At 69.8% G+C, this 17,015-nt stretch carries 17 protein-coding genes; 8 read left to right on the forward strand and 9 right to left on the reverse strand.

Translation table 11 applies throughout. The features are described from left to right. The first annotated feature begins 137 nt into the window (after nt 1-137). From AC1RVW_RS24095 to AC1RVW_RS24110, 4 genes are all read left to right on the forward strand, one after another. Nucleotides 138-1,145 (forward strand): quinone oxidoreductase family protein, encoded by a 1,008-nt coding sequence (locus tag AC1RVW_RS24095; RefSeq protein ID WP_493202985.1) that lies wholly within the window; start codon nt 138-140, stop codon nt 1,143-1,145. A gap of 24 nt (nt 1,146-1,169) precedes the next feature. After that, complete coding sequence (locus AC1RVW_RS24100) at nt 1,170-1,526, forward strand: cupin domain-containing protein (protein ID WP_493202987.1); 357 nt, start codon at nt 1,170-1,172, stop codon at nt 1,524-1,526. A gap of 65 nt (nt 1,527-1,591) precedes the next feature. Further along, nucleotides 1,592-2,581 carry a tripartite tricarboxylate transporter substrate binding protein gene (locus tag AC1RVW_RS24105; protein ID WP_493202989.1) on the forward strand — a complete coding sequence of 330 codons (990 nt, stop codon included), beginning with the start codon at nt 1,592-1,594 and terminating at the stop codon, nt 2,579-2,581. 1 nt (nt 2,582) lies between these two features. Next, a complete protein-coding gene (locus AC1RVW_RS24110; RefSeq protein WP_493202991.1) occupies nt 2,583-4,262 on the forward strand; it encodes an amidohydrolase in 1,680 nt (559 codons plus the stop codon). 6 nt (nt 4,263-4,268) lie between these two features. Here AC1RVW_RS24110 and AC1RVW_RS24115 read toward each other — a convergent pair whose 3' ends face one another. Genes AC1RVW_RS24115 through AC1RVW_RS24135 form a run of 5 tightly spaced genes read right to left on the reverse strand, consistent with a single transcriptional unit; the run spans nt 4,269 to nt 9,677 of the window. Continuing rightward, nucleotides 4,269-4,844 (reverse strand): uracil-DNA glycosylase family protein, encoded by a 576-nt coding sequence (locus AC1RVW_RS24115; protein WP_493202993.1) that lies wholly within the window; start codon nt 4,842-4,844, stop codon nt 4,269-4,271. Nucleotides 4,845-4,848: 4 nt separating this feature from the next. Further along, a complete protein-coding gene (locus AC1RVW_RS24120) occupies nt 4,849-5,679 on the reverse strand; it encodes an isocitrate lyase/PEP mutase family protein (protein WP_106936206.1) in 831 nt (276 codons plus the stop codon). Nucleotides 5,680-5,734: 55 nt separating this feature from the next. Next, nucleotides 5,735-7,120, reverse strand: a complete 1,386-nt coding sequence (locus AC1RVW_RS24125; RefSeq protein ID WP_493203050.1) for an L-serine ammonia-lyase — start codon at nt 7,118-7,120, stop codon at nt 5,735-5,737. Continuing rightward, nucleotides 7,117-8,307 carry a M20 aminoacylase family protein gene (locus AC1RVW_RS24130; RefSeq protein WP_493202996.1) on the reverse strand — a complete coding sequence of 397 codons (1,191 nt, stop codon included), beginning with the start codon at nt 8,305-8,307 and terminating at the stop codon, nt 7,117-7,119. Before AC1RVW_RS24130 ends, AC1RVW_RS24125 begins: the two co-directional genes overlap by 4 nt. A 29-nt stretch (nt 8,308-8,336) precedes the next feature. Next, complete coding sequence (locus AC1RVW_RS24135) at nt 8,337-9,677, reverse strand: DUF3100 domain-containing protein (protein WP_493202998.1); 1,341 nt, start codon at nt 9,675-9,677, stop codon at nt 8,337-8,339. A 127-nt stretch (nt 9,678-9,804) separates the two neighbouring features. Here AC1RVW_RS24135 and AC1RVW_RS24140 point away from each other — a divergent pair, with 127 nt between their 5' ends. Both AC1RVW_RS24140 and AC1RVW_RS24145 read left to right on the forward strand, forming a co-directional pair. Next, nucleotides 9,805-10,773 carry a LysR family transcriptional regulator gene (locus tag AC1RVW_RS24140; RefSeq protein WP_493203000.1) on the forward strand — a complete coding sequence of 323 codons (969 nt, stop codon included), beginning with the start codon at nt 9,805-9,807 and terminating at the stop codon, nt 10,771-10,773. Nucleotides 10,774-10,829: 56 nt separating this feature from the next. After that, a complete protein-coding gene (locus AC1RVW_RS24145) occupies nt 10,830-11,288 on the forward strand; it encodes a CopD family protein (protein WP_493203002.1) in 459 nt (152 codons plus the stop codon). Between the two features lie 73 nt (nt 11,289-11,361). Here AC1RVW_RS24145 and AC1RVW_RS24150 read toward each other — a convergent pair whose 3' ends face one another. Beyond that, complete coding sequence (locus AC1RVW_RS24150; RefSeq protein ID WP_493203004.1) at nt 11,362-12,600, reverse strand: CaiB/BaiF CoA transferase family protein; 1,239 nt, start codon at nt 12,598-12,600, stop codon at nt 11,362-11,364. Nucleotides 12,601-12,608: 8 nt separating this feature from the next. Beyond that, nucleotides 12,609-13,808: an acyl-CoA dehydrogenase gene (locus tag AC1RVW_RS24155; RefSeq protein ID WP_081267333.1), complete on the reverse strand. Its 1,200-nt coding sequence runs from the start codon at nt 13,806-13,808 to the stop codon at nt 12,609-12,611. Between the two features lie 190 nt (nt 13,809-13,998). Here AC1RVW_RS24155 and AC1RVW_RS24160 point away from each other — a divergent pair, with 190 nt between their 5' ends. Continuing rightward, nucleotides 13,999-14,901 (forward strand): LysR substrate-binding domain-containing protein, encoded by a 903-nt coding sequence (locus AC1RVW_RS24160; RefSeq protein WP_081267332.1) that lies wholly within the window; start codon nt 13,999-14,001, stop codon nt 14,899-14,901. 51 nt (nt 14,902-14,952) lie between these two features. On the opposite strand, the gene AC1RVW_RS24165 is transcribed toward AC1RVW_RS24160, so the two are convergent. Both AC1RVW_RS24165 and AC1RVW_RS24170 read right to left on the reverse strand, forming a co-directional pair. Next, nucleotides 14,953-15,765 carry a zeta toxin family protein gene (locus AC1RVW_RS24165; protein WP_493203007.1) on the reverse strand — a complete coding sequence of 271 codons (813 nt, stop codon included), beginning with the start codon at nt 15,763-15,765 and terminating at the stop codon, nt 14,953-14,955. Further along, complete coding sequence (locus AC1RVW_RS24170; protein WP_493203009.1) at nt 15,762-16,112, reverse strand: hypothetical protein; 351 nt, start codon at nt 16,110-16,112, stop codon at nt 15,762-15,764. The genes AC1RVW_RS24165 and AC1RVW_RS24170 overlap by 4 nt, the downstream gene beginning before the upstream one ends. 98 nt (nt 16,113-16,210) lie before the next feature. On the opposite strand from AC1RVW_RS24170, the gene AC1RVW_RS24175 reads away from it, so the two are divergent. Further along, nucleotides 16,211-16,921, forward strand: a complete 711-nt coding sequence (locus AC1RVW_RS24175; RefSeq protein ID WP_493203011.1) for a 2OG-Fe(II) oxygenase — start codon at nt 16,211-16,213, stop codon at nt 16,919-16,921. Nucleotides 16,922-17,015 lie beyond the last annotated feature (94 nt).

Raw genomic sequence — 17,015 nt, forward strand, 5'->3', positions numbered from 1 at the left:
CCCCGCAGCGAAATAAAGGAGGAGGGGCGCAGCCCCGGGGGACATTCGCGGAGGGGAGTACCCGGTGGCCTGTGCACACACCCCGAACAAGAGCGCCCAAGAAAACCCCAGAAACCCCAGCAAGCAGGAAAACAGAAATGAACGTCGCTGCCATGCACACGACCCACACATCCCGCGCATTGCGCGTGGACGAAAAAGCCGCCAACCTCGACGCGCTGCAACTGCACGCCGCGCCGCAGGCCGAACCCACCCCGCCCCCGGGCCACGCCGTCGTCCGCGTCGACGCCGCAGCAGTGAACCCCAGCGACGTCAAGGCGACGCTCGGCATCATGCCGCAGGCCGTGTGGCCCCGCACCCCCGGCCGCGACTTCGCGGGCACCGTCGTCAGCGGCCCTTCCGAATGGATCGGGCGCGAAGTCTACGGCTCCGGCGGCGACATCGGCATCACCCGCGACGGCTCGCACGGCCGCTATCTCGTGCTGCCCGAACAGGCGCTGCGCGCCAAGCCGCGCGGCATCTCGATGGACGAGGCCGGCGCCGTGGGCGTGCCCTTCGTCACCGCGTATGAAGGCTTTCGGCGCAGCGGCATGCCCCAGGCCGGGCAGACCGTGCTGGTGCTCGGCGCCAACGGCAAGGTCGGGCAGGCGGCAGTGCAACTGGCGTCGCAGGCCGGCGCGCGCGTGATCGCGGTGCAGCGCCATGCCGGGCCTTACGCGGGCTTTGCGAACGGGCCCGTGGACCTCATCGATGCCCGCCACCACACCGACGTCGCCGCGCGGGTGCGTGAACTCACCGACGGGCGCGGTGCGCACATCGTCTACAACACCGTGGGCAGCGCCTACTTCGAGGCCGCCAACAAGGCCATGGCCAAGGGCGCGACGCAGATCTTCATCGCCACGCACGACCGCGCCGTGCCCTTCGACATCTTCGCGTTCTACCGCGGCATGCACACCTTCGTGGGAATCGATTCGCTGGCGATGGACTGCATCGCCAGCACCGCGCAGCTCGACGCCATGCGCGATGGCTTCGAGCGCGGCACGCTGAAGCCCTTTCCGGTCGCGCGCCACTTCACGCTCGACGAAGCCATGGACGCCTACCGCCTGGTGCTGTCGGGCAGCACCGACCGCGTCGTGCTGCGGCCCTGAAGAACCGCTCCTGGAGCACATCCCATGCACGTGACCCGTTTCAGCGAGGCGCCGCACTACGAGGCGCCCAACCATTTCGACATGCGCTGCCTGCGCCTGCAAGGCAAGGAAGCAGGCCCCTCCACGCAGATGTGGATGGGCATGAGCCAGATCCTGCCCGGCGGCCACACGGGCCTGGACGGCTCGCCGATGGAAAAGCTCTACCTCGTGCTCGAAGGCCGGCTCCACGTGGTCGGCGAAATCGACGGGGCGCACCAGGAAGACGTGCTCGAGCAGTACGACAGCTGCCGCTTCGCACCCGGTGAAAAGCGCCAGCTGGAGAACCGCACCAACCGGCCGGTGCTGGTCGCGCTGGTGATGCCCAACGCGCCGCCGCCGTAGCAGCTCTTTCGCCGGTCGGTCAGTCATTCATCGCTCAACCAAACAAATCAACGGAGACAAGACGCATGAAGAAGACACTCAACTGGAGCCGCCGGCGCACGCTGGCCGTGGCGGCGACTCTCGCGGCCTGCGCGCTCACCGGCGCCCACGCGCAGGGCCCGTGGCCCGACACGCAGCCGGTCAGGCTGGTCGTGCCGTTCACGGCGGGCAGCGGCACCGACATCGTCGCGCGCCTGGTGGCCGAGAAGCTGGGGCCCGCCCTGGGCACCAGCGTGATCGTGGACAACAAGCCCGGCGCGGGCGGCACGCTGGGCGCGGCCATCACGGCCAAGTCGCCGGCCGACGGCTACACGCTGCTGGTGCATTCGGCCGGCCACCTCGTGAACCCGTGGATCTACAAGGGCCTGTCGTACGACACGCTCAAAGACTTCACCGGCATCACGCCGATGGCCAGCCTGCCCAACGTGCTGGTGACGGCGCCCTCGCACTTCACCGACGTGAAAGACCTGGTGGCCAAGGTGAAGGCCAAGCCGGGCGGCTTCAACTACGGCTCCGCCGGCAACGGCTCGGCCACGCACATGAACGCCGAGGTGTTCCGCCTCGCGGCCGGCATCGACGCGCAGCACGTGCCCTTCCGCGGCACGCCCGAGGCCATGACCGAGGTGATGGCCGGGCGCGTCGACTGGTTCTTCGCGCCGATGGTGTCTGCGCTGCCGCTCATCAAGACCGGCAAGCTGCAGGCACTGGCGGTGGGCACGGGCAAGCGCTCGTCGGCATTGCCCGATGCGCCCACGACGGTGGAGGCCGGCGTGCCCGGCTCGGAATACCTGTTCTGGGTCGGCTTGTTCGCACCCGCGAAGACGCCGCAGCCGGTGGTCGACCGGCTGCAGGCAGAGGTCGCGAAGATCATGGTGTCGCCAGAACTGAAGGAGCGGCTGGAGAAGCTGGGCGCCGAGCCCTTCACGATGTCGTCGGCGCAGTTCAACAAGTTCATCGTCGACGAGACGGCAAAAGCCCAGCAGGTCGTGAAAGCCGCAAGCATCAAGGTCGACTGACATGACACCACGCACACTCTTCACGGCAGCCGCCCTCGCCGCCAGCCTGCTGCTGCCCGTCGCCGCGCAGGCGCAACCGGCGGACCTCGTCGTCATCAACGCGAAGATCGTCACGCTCGACAAAGCCGGCAGCACCGCGCAGGCGCTCGCTGTGCGCGACGGGCGCATCCTGGCCGTCGGCAACGCCGCGCAGGTGCGCGCGCTGTCGGGCCCCGCCACGCGCACGGTGGACGCGGGCGGACGCACCGTCATTCCCGGCCTCATCGACTCGCACATGCACGCGGTGCGCGCCGCGCTGAGCTATTCGACCGAGGTCAACTGGTTCGGTGCCGGCACCATCGCGGAGGCCATGGCGCGCCTGCGCACCGCAGCGGCCAATGCGCGCCCTGGCGGCTGGCTGATCGTGGCCGGCGGCTGGACCGAGCAGCAGTTCGCAGAACGCCGCCGCCCCACGCTGGCCGAACTGCAGGAGGCCGCGCCGAACAATCCGGTGTACGTGCAGCTCTTCTACGAGGCGGTGGTGATGACGCCCAAGGCGCTCGAGGCGCTGGGCGTTCCCGCCGGCACGCTGCCCGCGGGCATGAAGCCGTCGCCCGACGGCGCGCCGGGCTGGATGACCGGCGACATCGTCGGCATCTCGGCGCTGTTCGACAAGCTGCCCAAGCCGACCTACGACGACAACCTGGCCGGCACGCGCGCCTTCTTCACCGAGCTGAACCGGCTCGGCATCACCGGCCTGGTGGACCCGGGCGGCTTCAGCATCGCGCCCTCGCAGTACGCGGCGCTGTTCGAGCTGTGGCGCGAGAAGGCGCTGACGCTGCGCGTGGCCTACAGCGTGTTCGCGCAGAAGCCCGGCGCCGAGCTGCAGGAGTTTCGCGACCTCACCCAGATGCTGCCGATGGGCTTCGGCGACGACATGCTCAAGTTCAACGGCCTGGGCGAGCGCGTGACGCTCGCGATGTACAACAACAATTTCCCCGACGAGGCGGCGAAGGCGAAGTTCTACGAGCTCATCAGGTGGGCGGCGCAGCGCAGGCTGGCCGTCACCATCCACTGGCAGGAGAACGGTTCGGTCGACCATCTGCTCGGGCTGTACGAGAAGCTGAACGCCGAGGTGCCGATCAAGGACCTGCGCTGGTCCATCGCGCACCTGGACGACGCCTCGCCCGAGACGCTCGCGCGCATGAAGGCGCTGGGCATCGGCTGGACGATGCAGGACGCCATGTACTTCCAGGGCGACCGCGCGCTCGCCGTGCGCGGCGACGCGGCAAGGCGCATGCCGCCCATCGGCACCGCGCTGCGTGCCGGCGTGAACGTGGGCGCGGGCACCGACGCACACCGCGTGGCCTCGTACAACCCCTTCGTCGCGCTGCAATGGATGCTCGACGGCAAGACGGTGAGCGGCAAGGCCATGCGCGGCCTCGACGAAACGCCCTCGCGCGAAGAAGCGCTGCGCCTGTACACGGCGGGCAGCGCATGGTTCAGCTTCGACGAGAACCGGCGCGGCACGCTGGAGGTCGGCAAGCTGGCGGACTTCGCGGTGCTCGACCAGGACTTTCTCAGCGTGCCGCTGGAGCGCATCGGAAAGACCACATCGCTGATGACGGTGGTGGGCGGGCGCGTGGTGTACGCGGCGCGGCCGTTCGATGCGGCGGCAGTGCCGGTGGCGTCGGCGCGCTGACTTCAGTCAGGTGCCGAGCGCCAGTCGCACCCGCTCGCGCAGCGCGGGCAGCACGTCGCTCTCGAACCACGGGTGGTGCTTGAACCAGCCGGTGTTGCGCGGCGACGGATGCGGCAGCGGAATGAAGCGCGGCGCGTAGTCGGCGAAGGCCTCGACCGTGTCAGTCACGTTGGCGCGCGCGGTCTTGCCGAGGAAGTGGCGCTGCGCGTACTGGCCGATGAGCAGCGTCAGCTCGATGTGCGGCATCCGCGCGAGCAGCTTGTCGTGCCACAGCGCGGCGCACTCGCGGCGCGGCGGCAGGTCGCCGCTGGTGCCGCGGCCGGGGTAGCAGTAGCCCATAGGCATGAGCGCGATGCGTGCGGGGTCGTAGAAGACGGCACGGTCCACGCCGAGCCAGCGCCGCAGCTGCTCGCCGCTCTTGTCGTCCCATGGCACGCCGGTCTTGTGCACCGTGAGGCTGGGCGCCTGCCCGACGAGCAGCAGCCGCGCGCTCGCGCCGGCCTGCACCACGGGACGCGGCCCGAGCGGCAGGTGCACCGCGCATGCGCGGCAGGCACGCACCTCGGCCAGCAGCGCATCCACCGCGTCAGCCGGCGAACGGGCGGAAGAAGGCGTTGAGTTCGCTGCCCGCCGCGGCGTCCGCGAAGCCGTCGAAGCGGCCTTCGTCGGCGAGCGTGCGCGCGGCGCGCATGAAGCCGCCCCAGGCCGCGCGCGCCATGCCGCCGCCCACGCTGACGCGGCGCACGCCGAGCTCGGAGATGTCCACCATGCTCAGCTCGCTGGTTCCGCCGACCAGCAGGTTGACCGGCTTGGGCGCCACGGCCGCGACCACCGCCGCGATCTGCTCGCGGGTCTTGATGCCGGGCGCGTAGAGGCAGTCGGCGCCCGCGTCCGAATACGCCTTGAGCCGCGCGATGGCGTCGTCCAGGTCGGGCCGGCCGGCGAAGAAGTTCTCGGCGCGGCCGATCAGCAGCACGTCGGCGCCCGAGGCGTCGATGGCCTGGCGCGCGGCGCGCATGCGCTCGGCCGCCACTTCAATGGGAAAGAGCGGGTCGGCCGCGTTGCCGGTCGAGTCCTCGATCGACAGGCCCGCCACGCCGGTCTCGATGGCCAGGCGCACGCTTTCAGCGACGCCTTGCGCGTCGGCGGCGAAGCCGTTCTCGAAGTCGGCGTTCACCGGCAGGTCGGTGGCCGCCACCAGCTCGCGCAGGTGGTCGAGCACCTGCGCGCGCGACAGCGCCCCGTCGGCCTGTCCGCGCGACCAAGCGAAGCCGGAGCTGGTGGTGGCCAGCGCCTTGAAGCCCAGGCCTTCGAGGTAGCGCGCGCTGCCCGTGTCCCAGGGGTTCGGAATCACGAAGCAACCTTTTTCGTGGAGGGCGCGGAAGTCGGCGCGCTTTTCGGCGACGGAGCGGGTCATGGGGCCTCGGCTTTCTGCATTGCACAGTGAGCCGGCCATTCTGACGCAGGCTCGGTCAGCACTCCACCACGTTCACCGCAAGCCCGCCCAGCGAAGTCTCCTTGTAGGTCGACTTCATGTCTTCGCCGGTCTGCTTCATGGTGCGGATCACCGCGTCGAGCGACACATAGTGGCTGCCGTCGCCGCGCAGCGCCATGCGCGCCGCGTTGATGGCCTTCACCGCGCCCATCGCGTTGCGCTCCACGCACGGGATCTGCACCATGCCGCCGACCGGGTCGCAGGTCAGGCCGAGGTTGTGTTCCATGCCGATCTCGGCGGCGTTCTCGACCTGCGCCGGCGTGGCGCCCAGTACCGCGGCCAGCGCGCCGGCAGCCATGGAGCAGGCCACGCCCACTTCGCCCTGGCAGCCGACCTCGGCGCCCGAGATGGAGGCGTTGGCCTTGTAGAGCATGCCGATGGCCGCGGCGGTGAGCAGGAAGTCGACGATGCCTTCGTCGCCCGCCTGCTGTACGAAGCGCTGGTAGTAGTGCATCACCGCCGGCACCACGCCCGCCGCGCCGTTGGTGGGCGCGGTGACCACGCGGCCGCCGGCGGCGTTCTCCTCGTTCACCGCCATCGCGAAGGCATTGACCCAATCCATCACCGCGAGCGGATCGGCCGCGCCGGCCTGCGCCAGCAGCTCGCGGTTCAGCTCCGGCGCGCGGCGGCGCATGCGCAGCGGACCGGGCAGCGCCTCTGCGGCCAGCGGGTTGTCGATGCCGAAGCCGCGCTGCACGCACTGCTGCATCACGCCCCAGATGCGCAGCAGCCCGGCGCGCACTTCGGCTTCGGGTCGCCAGGCGCATTCGTTGCGCATGACCAGCGCGGCCACCGACAGGCCGGTGGCGCGGCATTGGGCCATGAGTTCGTCGCCCGTGGAGAAGGGATGCGGCACGGCGGACGCGGCGGCCACCGTCTCGGCCACGGCCTGCCCGCCCTCGACGACGAAGCCGCCGCCGACCGAGAAATACGTGCCCTCGGCCAGCACTGCGCCTTCGGCCGAGAACGCGGTGAAGCGCATGGCGTTGGGGTGCTCCGGCAGCGACTCCTCGCCGCGGAAGGCGATGTCGCGCACGCGGTCGAAGGCAATGGATTTGCGGCCGAGCAGGTCGAGCCGCCCGGTGCGGCGCAGCGCCTCCAGCCGGGGCTGCACGGTCTCGGGCCGCACGGTGTCGGGCGCATCGCCGAAGAGCCCGAGAATAACGCCCTGGTCGGTGGCGTGCCCGTGCCCGGTGGCGCCGAGCGAGCCGAACAGGTCGGCATGCAGCCGCGCCACCTGCGCCAGCACGCCCTGCCGCTCGAGCGACCGGGCGAACATGAGCGCGGCGCGCATCGGCCCCACGGTGTGGGAGCTCGACGGGCCGATGCCGATCTTGAAGATGTCGAAGGCGGAGAGCATCAGCGCATCATGCCCTCATCCCCTGATGCAGGAAGCTGCTGCCTGACCAGCGCCACCCAGTAGGCCGCGCCCAGCGGCAGGATGTTGTCGTTGAAGTCGTAGTACGGGTTGTGCACGTTCGGGTCGTTCGGGCCTTCCCCCGCGCCGATGCCGATGTAGGCGCCCGGGCGCTTCTGCAGCATGAAGGCGAAGTCTTCCGAGCCCATGGCCGGCGGGATGTCGGTCTTGACCTGCGCGCGCTCCACCAGGCTGGCTGCGGCGGCCACGGCGGCATCGGTCTCGGCGGGCGTGTTGACCACGCCGGGGTAGCCGCGGCGGTAGTCGAGCGCCACCTTCGCGCCGTGCGTGGCGGCCACGCCGTCGCAGATCTGCTGCATGGCGGCCTGGGTCTTGTCCTGGATGGCGGCGTCGAGCGTGCGCACGGTGCCGCGCAGCACCACGGTCTCGGGAATCACGTTCCAGGTGTCGCCGCCGTGGATCTGCGTGACGCTGACCACGGCCGAGTCGGTCGCGCCGGTGCGGCGGCTCACGATGGTCTGCAATGCATTGACGAGCTGGGCCGAGACCACCACCGAGTCGATGCCGGTCTCTGGCATGGCGCCGTGGCTGCCCTTGCCGGTGACGACGATCTCGAAGGTGTCGAGGAAGGCCGTCATCGTGCCCTTGCGGATCGCGAACTGCCCGCGCGGCAGGCCCGGGAAGTTGTGCATGCCGTAGACGGCGTCGGCCGGGAACCGGTCGAACAGGCCCTCCTCCACCATCACGCGGCCGCCGCCTTCGTTCTCTTCGGCGGGCTGGAACACGAAGTGCACCGTGCCCTTGAAGGGCTTGTGGCGCGACAGGTGCTCGGCGGCGCCCAGCAGCATGGCGGTGTGGCCGTCGTGGCCGCAGGCGTGCATCTTGCCGGCGCACTTGGAGGCGTGCGCCTGCGTGCCCAGTTCCTGCATGTTGAGCGCATCGAGGTCGGCGCGCAGCGCGATGCTCGGGCCTTCGCCGTTCTTCAGCGTGCCGACCACGCCGGTGCCGGCCAGGCCGCGGTGCACCGGCAGGCCCATCAGCATCAGCGCGTTGGCGACGACGTTGGCGGTGCGGTGTTCCTCGAACGCGGTCTCGGGGTTGGCGTGGATGTCGCGGCGCCAGCTGAGCATGCGGGCGCGGGTGTCTTCGGCGATTTCGGGGTCGCGGTACATGGCGTGGGTCTCTCGTGGGGTTGTCGGGGTCAATGGAAGAATTCGGCGATCAGGGTCGCACCCAGGAAGGTGCCGGCCGTGGCGGTGAGCGACACCACCACGATGCGCCAGCCCAGCTGGCGGAACACCGGCAGGTCCTTCGCGACCGAGAAGCCGGCCAGCGCCAGCACCGGCGTGGTGAAGGCCAGGAAGTTGAGCTTGGCGGTGATGGCGATCAGCGCGTCGGAAAACGGAAACAGCCCCGGAATGCCCGCCAGCGTGGCCACCACCGACAGCACCAGCACCATCGGCAGGCGCGGCACCAGCCGCTTGATGCCCTCGACCACCAGCGCGATCAGCACCACCGCCGCCATGCCTTCGAGCGACACCAGCACCGGCACCTTGTAGGTCAGCGAATTGCCGATGAGCACGCCGCCGCCCACCACCGTCCAGGCGATGAGCGTGTCGCGCAGCGACGTGGCGCCGCCGTGCGCCATGCTGACTTGCGACACCGCGCCCGTGCCCGCCGCGTCCTGCGCGCCGCGCTTCGAGAAGCGGCCCAGCACCGGCTCCAGCTTGCCGTAGAGCCACGAGCACAGCGGCAGCGACAGGAACAGCGTGAAGTAGAAGCCGGCCACGGTGGTCAGCAGGTTCGAGGCGGCCGCAATGGCGGTGAGCTGCGGCAGCATCTCGGCCGGCTGCTGCGCGGCGATGGCGCCCAGCGCGGCGGCCATCAGGCTGCCCGAGCCCACGCCGGCGCCCATGGCCAGCGAACGCGGATCGAAGATGTGCAGGCTGGCGATGAAGCCCGCCAGCACCGCGATGAAGAGCGCGCCCAGCACGGTGCCGGTGATGTACTCGGCCAGCACGCCGCGGCCTTCCGGCGAGGCCATGCCGTACTTCTCGCCGATGATCACCAGGTTGCCCTCGCGGCCCACCGAGAAGGTCGCGCCCACGGCCTCGCGCTTGATGCCCAGCAGCAGCGCCAGCGGCAGGCCCAGCGCCAGGGTGCCGAGCGCATGGCCGAACTCCTGGAACAGCAGCGCCCAGCCGGCCTGCCTGACCTGCGGCAGCGCGGCGCCCACCGTGAGGCCGAGCTTCACCACGAACAGCAGCAGGCCGGCGTTCAGCAGGCCGCCGGCCAGCGACTGCTCGGCCGTGGCCACGCGCACCGCGCCCGGCAGGCGGCGCTGCGCAATGCCCCACACGGCCGCGATCAGCAGCGCCCACAGCATCGGCAGCAGCGCCACCTTGCCGGGGCCGACGCTGAACTGCACCGGGCCGATGAGTTCGGCCGCGGCCACGATGGCCAGCGTGACGAGCACGAGCTTGAGTTTTCCGGAGGCGCTGGAGCGCGCGGGTGCGGCAAGAACGGAGGCGGCAGAGGTCATGGGTGGGGCTTCTTCTGGCGGAATGCCGGCGAGTTTCCGCGTCCGGCTCTATTGCATCAATGACCGTAAATCGGGATATTCGATGCATTGAATGCAACACTCGCCACGAACTTCAGGAGACCGGGCCATGGACGACAAGCTCGACACGCGCCGCGTGCGCTACTTCATGCAGGTGCTCGACAGCGGTTCGGTGCGCGGCGCCGCCGACGTGCTGGACATGGACCCCTCGGCCGTCAGCCGTGCCATCGGCATCCTCGAGCAGGAGTGCGGCGTGCCGCTGCTGGAGCGCCACGGACGCGGCGTGGTGGCCACCGACGCGGGCGAGATGCTGGCCGGCTACGTGCGGCGCCAGAACAGCCAGAAGCAGCACCTCATGGCGCAGATGGACAGCATCCGCAAGATCGAGCGCGGGCACATCGACATCGTGGCGGGCGAGGGCTACGTCGACTGGCTCATGCGCCACAGCCTGCGCGACTTCATGACCACGCACCCGAAGATCACCATCGAGCTGGACGTGGCCAGCACCGACGAGATCGTGCGCCGCGTGGTCGAGGAGCGCGCCCACATCGGCATGCTGTTCCAGCCACCGAAGGACGACCGTCTCACCTCGCACCAGTCGCACCCGCAGCCCATCCAGGCGATGGTGCTGCGCTCGCATCCGCTCGCGCAGCTGGGCCGGCCGCTCAAGCTGGCCGACCTGCTGCCCTACCCCGGCGCCACGCTGCACCGCCACTTCGGCGTGCGCCAGCACATCGAGGCGGCGGAGGTCAGCGAGGGCGTGCGGCTGCCCGCGCTGCTGACCACCACCTCGTTCAGCGCGCTCGGCCATTTCGTGTCGGCAGGGCTGGGCTACACGCTGGGCACGCGCATCTCGCTCACGCCCAACGCCGACAGCCCCGAACTGGTGGAGCTGCCCATGAAGAACCCGCTGCTGTCGCAGGGGCGCTCGCACATCGTGTCGCGCCACGGGCGCATGCTGTCGCCGGCCGCGGCCGAATTGCTGCGCCGCGTGGTGGCCGACATGCGGCTCTATGCCGACGACACGTCCGCCAAGGAAAGACGCACGGCCGCGCGGGCCAGAAGCACCCCGGCCTGAAAGGGATGATCCGCCGCATTGCGCACATCGCCGCTTCGGTGTTCTGATCGGACCCCATGTCCTACGTCATTGCACTCTTCATCCACCTGCTGTGCGCCGCCTTCTGGGTAGGCGGCATGGCGACCATGCACTTCGCGGTGCGCCCATCGGCCGTCGCCACGCTGGAGCCACCGCTGCGGCTGCGCATGATGGCCGCGACGCTGCGGCGCTTCTTCGTGGGAGTGGATGCGTCGGTCACGCTGCTGTTCGTGAGCGGCGTGGGAATGATCATGGCGGCAGGCGGCTTCCGCGGCCTGCACTGGCGCATCGAGGCCATGATGAGCATCGCGATCGTGATGGCCGCGATCTACGCCTACATCCGCGCTTCGGTGTTCCGGGCCATGCGGCGCGCGGTGGAAGAAAGCGCGTGGCCGGTGGCTGCCGCGCGGCTGGATACCGTGCGCAAGCTGGTGACGCTGAACCTGGTGCTGGGCGTGGTGGTGTTCGCGGTGGCGACCATCGGGCGCGCGGGCTGACGAAGGGCGTCAGGCGATTGCGGCCGCAGGCGCCGGAAGGCGCACCGGGCTCGCCGTGCCTGCGCCGTTTTTTTCAGACCACGCCGGCCGACCGCAGGGCGTCGAAGCGGGCGTCGTCGATGCCCATCTCCGCCAGCACCTCGCGCGTGTGCTGGCCCAGCGCGGGCGGCGCGTGGCGCAGCACGGGCGGCGTGGCCGACAGGCGCAGCGGACTCGCCACGCCGGTGATGCTGGCGATGCCGTCGCCCGCGTCGCGCGGCAGCGTGACCTTGAGGCCGCGCGCCTGCACCTGTGCGTCGTCGAAGGCCTGCGCGATGTCGTTGATAGGGCCGCAGGGCACGGCCTTGTCCTCGAGCAGCGTGACCCACGCGGCCGTGGTGCGGGTGCGCGTGAGTTCTTCCATCATCGGGATCAGCACGCCGCGGTGCTTCACGCGCAGCGTGTTGGTGGCAAAGCGCGCGTCGCTCGCCCATTCAGGATGGCCCGCCGCTTCGCAGAAGCGCGCGAACTGGCCGTTGTTGCCGATGGCCAGCAGCATCGCGCCGTCCTGCGTCGGAAAGTCCTGGTAGGGCGCGAGGCTCGGGTGCGTATTGCCCTGGCGCCCGGGCGCCTTGCCGGTGTTGAGGAAGGCGCTGGCCTGGTTGGCGAGGATGGCCATGCCCACGTCGAGCAGCGCCATGTCGATGTGCTGGCCTTCGCCGGTGCGGTCGCGCACCTGCAGCGCCGCGAGGATCGCGGTGCTGGCGTAGACGCCGGTGAACAGGTCGGTCAGCGCCACGCCCACGCGCAGCGGACCGCCGCCGGGCACGTCGTCGGGGCGGCCGGTGATGCTCATCATGCCGGTCATGGCCTGGATCATCAGGTCGTAGCCGGCGCGCTCCGCATAGGGGCCGTCGTGGCCGAAGCCGGTCACGCTGCAGTAGATGAGGCGCGGGTTGGCCGCGCGCAGGCTTTCCTGGTCGAGGCCGTATTGCTTCAGCCCGCCGGTCTTGAAGTTCTCCACCACGATGTCGGCCTGCGCCGCCATCTGCCTGAGCAGCGCCTGCCCGTCGGGCGTGGCCATGTCGACCGTGACCGAGCGCTTGTTGCGGTTGCAGGCGGTGAAGTAGCTGGCCTGGTCGGTGTCGTTGCCGTCGGCGTCCTTGATGAAGGGCGGGCCCCAGGTGCGCGTGTCGTCGCCGAGGCCGGGGCGCTCGATCTTGACGACGTCGGCGCCCAGGTCCGCCAGGATCTGCGTGCACCACGGGCCCGCGAGCACGCGGGACAGATCGAGGACCTTGATGCCGTCGAGTGCTGCGGGCTTGTTGCTCATGCGTTCGATCAGTTCGCGAACGCCGCGATGCCGGTGATGGCGCGGCCCAGGATCAGCGCGTGGATGTCGTGCGTGCCTTCGTAGGTGTTGACCACTTCCAGGTTCACCAGGTGGCGTGCCACGCCGAATTCGTCGCTGATGCCGTTGCCGCCCATCATGTCGCGCGCCATGCGGGCGATGTCCAGCGACTTGCCGCAGTTGTTGCGCTTCATGATCGAGGTGATTTCGACCGCGGCAATGCCCTCGTCCTTCATGCGGCCCAGGCGCAGGCTGCCTTGCAGGCCCAGCGTGATCTCGGTCTGCATATCGGCCAGCTTCTTCTGGATGAGCTGGTTGGCAGCCAGCGGGCGGCCGAACTGCTTGCGGTCCAGCGTGTACTGGCGGGCGCGGTGCCAGCAGTCTTCGGCGGCGCCCAGGGCACCCCACGAGATGCCGTAGCGGGCGCTGTTCAGGCAGGTGAAGGGGCCCTTGAGGCCCTGCACTTCGGGGAAGGCGTTCTCTTCGGGGCAGAACACGCCGTCCATCACGATCTCGCCGGTGATGCTGGCGCGCAGGCCGACCTTGCCGTGGATGGCGGGGGCCGAGAGGCCTTTCATGCCCTTCTCGAGCACGAAGCCGCGGATGGGGCCGACCGTGCCGCTTTCGCTGACTTCCTTGGCCCACACCACGAACACGTCGGCGATCGGCGAGTTGCTGATCCACATCTTCGAGCCGCTGAGCGAGTAGCCGCCCGGCACCTTCTTGGCGCGCGTGGCCATGCTGCCGGGGTCGGAGCCGTGGTCGGGCTCTGTCAGGCCGAAGCAGCCGATCCATTCGCCGGTGGCGAGCTTGGGCAGGAACTTCTGCTTCTGCGCTTCGGTGCCGAATTCGAAGATCGGCACCATCACCAGCGAGCTCTGCACGCTGGCCATCGAGCGGTAGCCCGAATCGACGCGCTCGACTTCGCGGGCGATCAGGCCGTAGGCCACGTAGTTGAGGCCGGGGCCGCCGTACTGCTCGGGGATGGTCGGGCCGAGCAGGCCGAGCGCGCCCATCTCGCGGAAGATGGCCGGGTCGGTCTCGCCGGTGCGGAAGCCTTCAGTGACGCGGGGCGCCAGGCGCTCCTGGCAGTAGGCGTTGGCCGCGTCGCGGATCATGCGTTCTTCGTCGGTCAGTTGCTGGTCGAGAAGAAGGGGGTCGTCCCAGTGGAATTGCGCTTTGGCGGCCATGTGGCTGTCTCCGGAGAAGGGGGAAGAAAACAAAAAGAGGGGGATCGGTCGATCCTAGCCACGCGCAAGCCATGACGCAAACGAGGATTCCTCACCCAGATATGCGTTTGTAGAATGTCTTGCAAGATGTTCGGGCAGCGTCTTCATTGGCGAGCGCTGCGTTCCATTCATACTTTCCAGGCATACATGCATGCGCCGCAAGATCCCGCCCCTGCAGACCCTGGTGTGCTTCGACGCCGCCGCGCGCCACGAGAGCTACACGCGCGCCGCGCAGGAGCTGGCCCTCACCCAGAGCGCGGTGTCGCGCCAGATCGGCACGCTCGAAGCCTTCCTGGGCGTGGCGCTGTTCCGCCGCACACGGCACGGCGTGGCGCTCACCGCCAGCGGCGCGGCCTATGCGCGGCAGACGGCCAAGCGCCTCGAGGCCATGGAGCGCGACACGCTCGACGCGATGGCGCACCAGGGCGAGGGCGGCTCGCTCTCGCTGGCGGCCGTGCCCACCTTCGCCACCCGCTGGCTCATGCCGCGCCTGAAAGGTTTCGCGGCGCTGCAGCCCGACGTGGTGGTGCACATCGAAACGCGCACCCGCCCCTTCCTGTTCGCGGATGCCGAGTTCGACGCCGCGCTCTACGCCGGCACGCCCGCGCAGGTCGAGAACTGGGCCGGCACGCATGCGCTGCTGCTGATGCACGAAGACGTGGTGCCGGTGTGCAGCCCCGCCCTGCTGCCGCGCGGCAAGGCCGTGACGCCGGCCGCCATCGCGAAGATGCCGCTGCTGCAGCAGAGCACCCGGCCCGACGGCTGGCGCCAGTGGTTCGACGCGCAGCAGATCGACGCGCCCAACGCGCGCGGCGGACCGCGCTACGAGCTGTTCTCCATCCTCGCGGCCGCAGCGTCCCATGGCCTCGGCGTGGCGCTGATGCCGACGATGCTGGTGGCCGACGAACTGGCGCGCGGCGAGCTTGTCGTCGCATGCGCGCGGCCGTTGTCGGGCGAGCGCAACTACTACCTTGTCACGCCGGAGCGCGCCGACCAGCGACCGCTCTTGAAGTTCTTCAGTGACTGGCTGCTCGGGCAGGCGCGGCAAGGGTGAGCCGCAGCGCGCCGGGCAGATCGACGAGCGCTTGCGGCGTCACGGCAGTGCTCATGGGGTGTTCCCGCCAGGCGCTTGTTCCGGTGCAATCTTCTTCGGCGGCGAAATGCGCCGCGGCCTGAACGGCCCCGCGACCTTCTCCAGCCACGGATCGCACACGGCACGGAGTTGAGGATCGACCTTGAACTGCGGATCGCGCGCGTCGAAGAGAACCGACCTCTTTGCCTGCGCCCGCACCAGCGCGAAGGCGTCTTTCTCGGAGCGGCTGTTGTCGAACATGAGCGTCATGTTCGCGATCTGCGCCGCATGCCCGACCGCCGCCTGCGTGCGGGGAAAGCGCTCGACGAGCTTCCTGCGGTCCACGTCGTGGCCGCCCTGCTGCTTGCGGGTGCTCACGCGAAAGACGGACATGTCGACCGACACCAGGCCGACGAAGAGCAGCACGACGAAGTAGCCCGCCTGCTGCATTGCGCGGATGTCGTCCGCCTTGGATTCGTGGCCGCCGCCGGGCAGCGGCTTCCAGTGCGAGAAGACCGTCTCAAACGCGAAGGGCATGCGCTGGTCCATCACCAGGCTCTTGAAGGCGCGCACGCCTTCCTGCGACAGGATCTGCCACTTCAGGTCGTCGTCGCGCAGCTGCTGGGCCCAGGGCGGGATGTGCCCGGTACGGGGGTCGGCGTCCGGCAGGATCGACATCATCATGCGATCGGCGTTGATGAGCGGCATGCGCAGCGACGCAGCCAGGCGCGAGTACCACAGCGTGGACTTGCCGGAGCCGTTGTGGCCGGCAAGCACGAAGGCCACCGGGCGCGGCCCCTGCGTCTGCTCGAGCAGCTTCTCGAGACTGGGTGGGCGGCGGCTCACGCCTTGCTCGCGCGGAACCTGCCGTCGACCAGCCGGCCGACCACCTGGGTGCCGTCGGCGGACTCGCGGATGACCTTGGTCGGGTCCTGCGGGTAGGCGTAGTAGGCGAATATCTTGGCTGCGTTGGGTCCGCGAAAGACCACCGCCCTGTCGATGCCGGGCTTGTTGAGCGCACGGGCCGCCTTCTTCAGCAGCACCGTGGTGTTGTCCTCGGGGCGCACTGCCGGCCGCGCCGCCTTGCCGACCTTCACCAGCGCCATGCCGCGCCCCAGCGTCGCAACCGAGCGGCCCTGAACCAGTTGCCCCGTGGCGCTTGCACGCGCGGTCGTCGTCTTTTCTCTTGCCATGGCCGGATGATCGCTCAAAAACGGCGGCACGGCGCATGCCGCGGACCCGTGTCCGGAAACGGCGAGCGCAGGCAGTGACGAAGCCGGAAACTCCGCGCATGACAAGCCCCGCCTCTCTCGTCGCAGCGCTCGACTGGCCCCGCATCGAAACCGAGCTTGCCACCCGCGGCTGCGCCGCCACCGGCGTGCTGTTCACGCCGCAGGAGTGCGCCGCGCTCACGGCGATGTACGACCGGCCCGCCCACTTCCGCAGCCGCGTCGTCATGCAGCGCCACGGCTTCGGCCAGGGCGAGTACCAGTACTTCGCGAACCCGCTGCCGGCCAAGCTGGCCGCTTGGCGCGGTGCGCTGTACGAACGCCTCGCGCCGCTGGCCAACGCCTGGGCCGCCGCGATGGGCCAGCCCGCCGACTACCCGCCGGACCACGCCGCCTATCTCGCGCGCTGCCACGCAGCCGGCCAGTCGCGCCCTACTCCGCTGCTGCTGCGCTACCAGGAAGGCGACTACAACTGCCTGCACCAGGACCTCTACGGCGACCTGCAGTTTCCGCTGCAGCTCACGGTGCTGCTGAGCCGGCCGGGCGAAGATTTCACCGGCGGCGAGTTCGTGCTGACCGAGCAGCGCCCGCGCATGCAGTCGCGCGCCGAAGTCGTCTCGCTCGCGCTGGGCGAGGCGGTGATCTTCGCGGTCAACCAGCGGCCCGTGGCGGGCACGCGCGGCAGCTACCGCGTGACCATGCGCCACGGCGTGAGCCGCCTGCGCTCGGGCCGCAGGCACACGCTGGGCATCATCTTCCACGACGCGCGCTGAACGAGGGCTTTCCCGCACGGTCGTTCTACTTGTAGGGCGCGGCCGCATTCACAGCCAAGACCGGCGAAAATCGCCACCGCATCAGGCACCCGCC

The sequence above is a fragment of the Variovorax sp. MPBD4-3 genome (genome assembly GCF_058809745.1).

Coding starts and splice junctions, on each gene's coding strand:
- AC1RVW_RS24095 (WP_493202985.1), top strand. CDS start 138: ATGAACGTCGCTGCCATGCACACGACCCACACATCCCGCGCATTGCGC.
- AC1RVW_RS24100 (WP_493202987.1), top strand. CDS start 1,170: ATGCACGTGACCCGTTTCAGCGAGGCGCCGCACTACGAGGCGCCCAAC.
- AC1RVW_RS24105 (WP_493202989.1), top strand. CDS start 1,592: ATGAAGAAGACACTCAACTGGAGCCGCCGGCGCACGCTGGCCGTGGCG.
- AC1RVW_RS24110 (WP_493202991.1), top strand. CDS start 2,583: ATGACACCACGCACACTCTTCACGGCAGCCGCCCTCGCCGCCAGCCTG.
- AC1RVW_RS24120 (WP_106936206.1), bottom strand. CDS start 5,679: ATGACCCGCTCCGTCGCCGAAAAGCGCGCCGACTTCCGCGCCCTCCAC.
- AC1RVW_RS24130 (WP_493202996.1), bottom strand. CDS start 8,307: ATGTACCGCGACCCCGAAATCGCCGAAGACACCCGCGCCCGCATGCTC.
- AC1RVW_RS24135 (WP_493202998.1), bottom strand. CDS start 9,677: ATGACCTCTGCCGCCTCCGTTCTTGCCGCACCCGCGCGCTCCAGCGCC.
- AC1RVW_RS24140 (WP_493203000.1), top strand. CDS start 9,805: ATGGACGACAAGCTCGACACGCGCCGCGTGCGCTACTTCATGCAGGTG.
- AC1RVW_RS24145 (WP_493203002.1), top strand. CDS start 10,830: ATGTCCTACGTCATTGCACTCTTCATCCACCTGCTGTGCGCCGCCTTC.
- AC1RVW_RS24150 (WP_493203004.1), bottom strand. CDS start 12,600: ATGAGCAACAAGCCCGCAGCACTCGACGGCATCAAGGTCCTCGATCTG.
- AC1RVW_RS24155 (WP_081267333.1), bottom strand. CDS start 13,808: ATGGCCGCCAAAGCGCAATTCCACTGGGACGACCCCCTTCTTCTCGAC.
- AC1RVW_RS24160 (WP_081267332.1), top strand. CDS start 13,999: ATGCGCCGCAAGATCCCGCCCCTGCAGACCCTGGTGTGCTTCGACGCC.
- AC1RVW_RS24170 (WP_493203009.1), bottom strand. CDS start 16,112: ATGGCAAGAGAAAAGACGACGACCGCGCGTGCAAGCGCCACGGGGCAA.
- AC1RVW_RS24175 (WP_493203011.1), top strand. CDS start 16,211: ATGACAAGCCCCGCCTCTCTCGTCGCAGCGCTCGACTGGCCCCGCATC.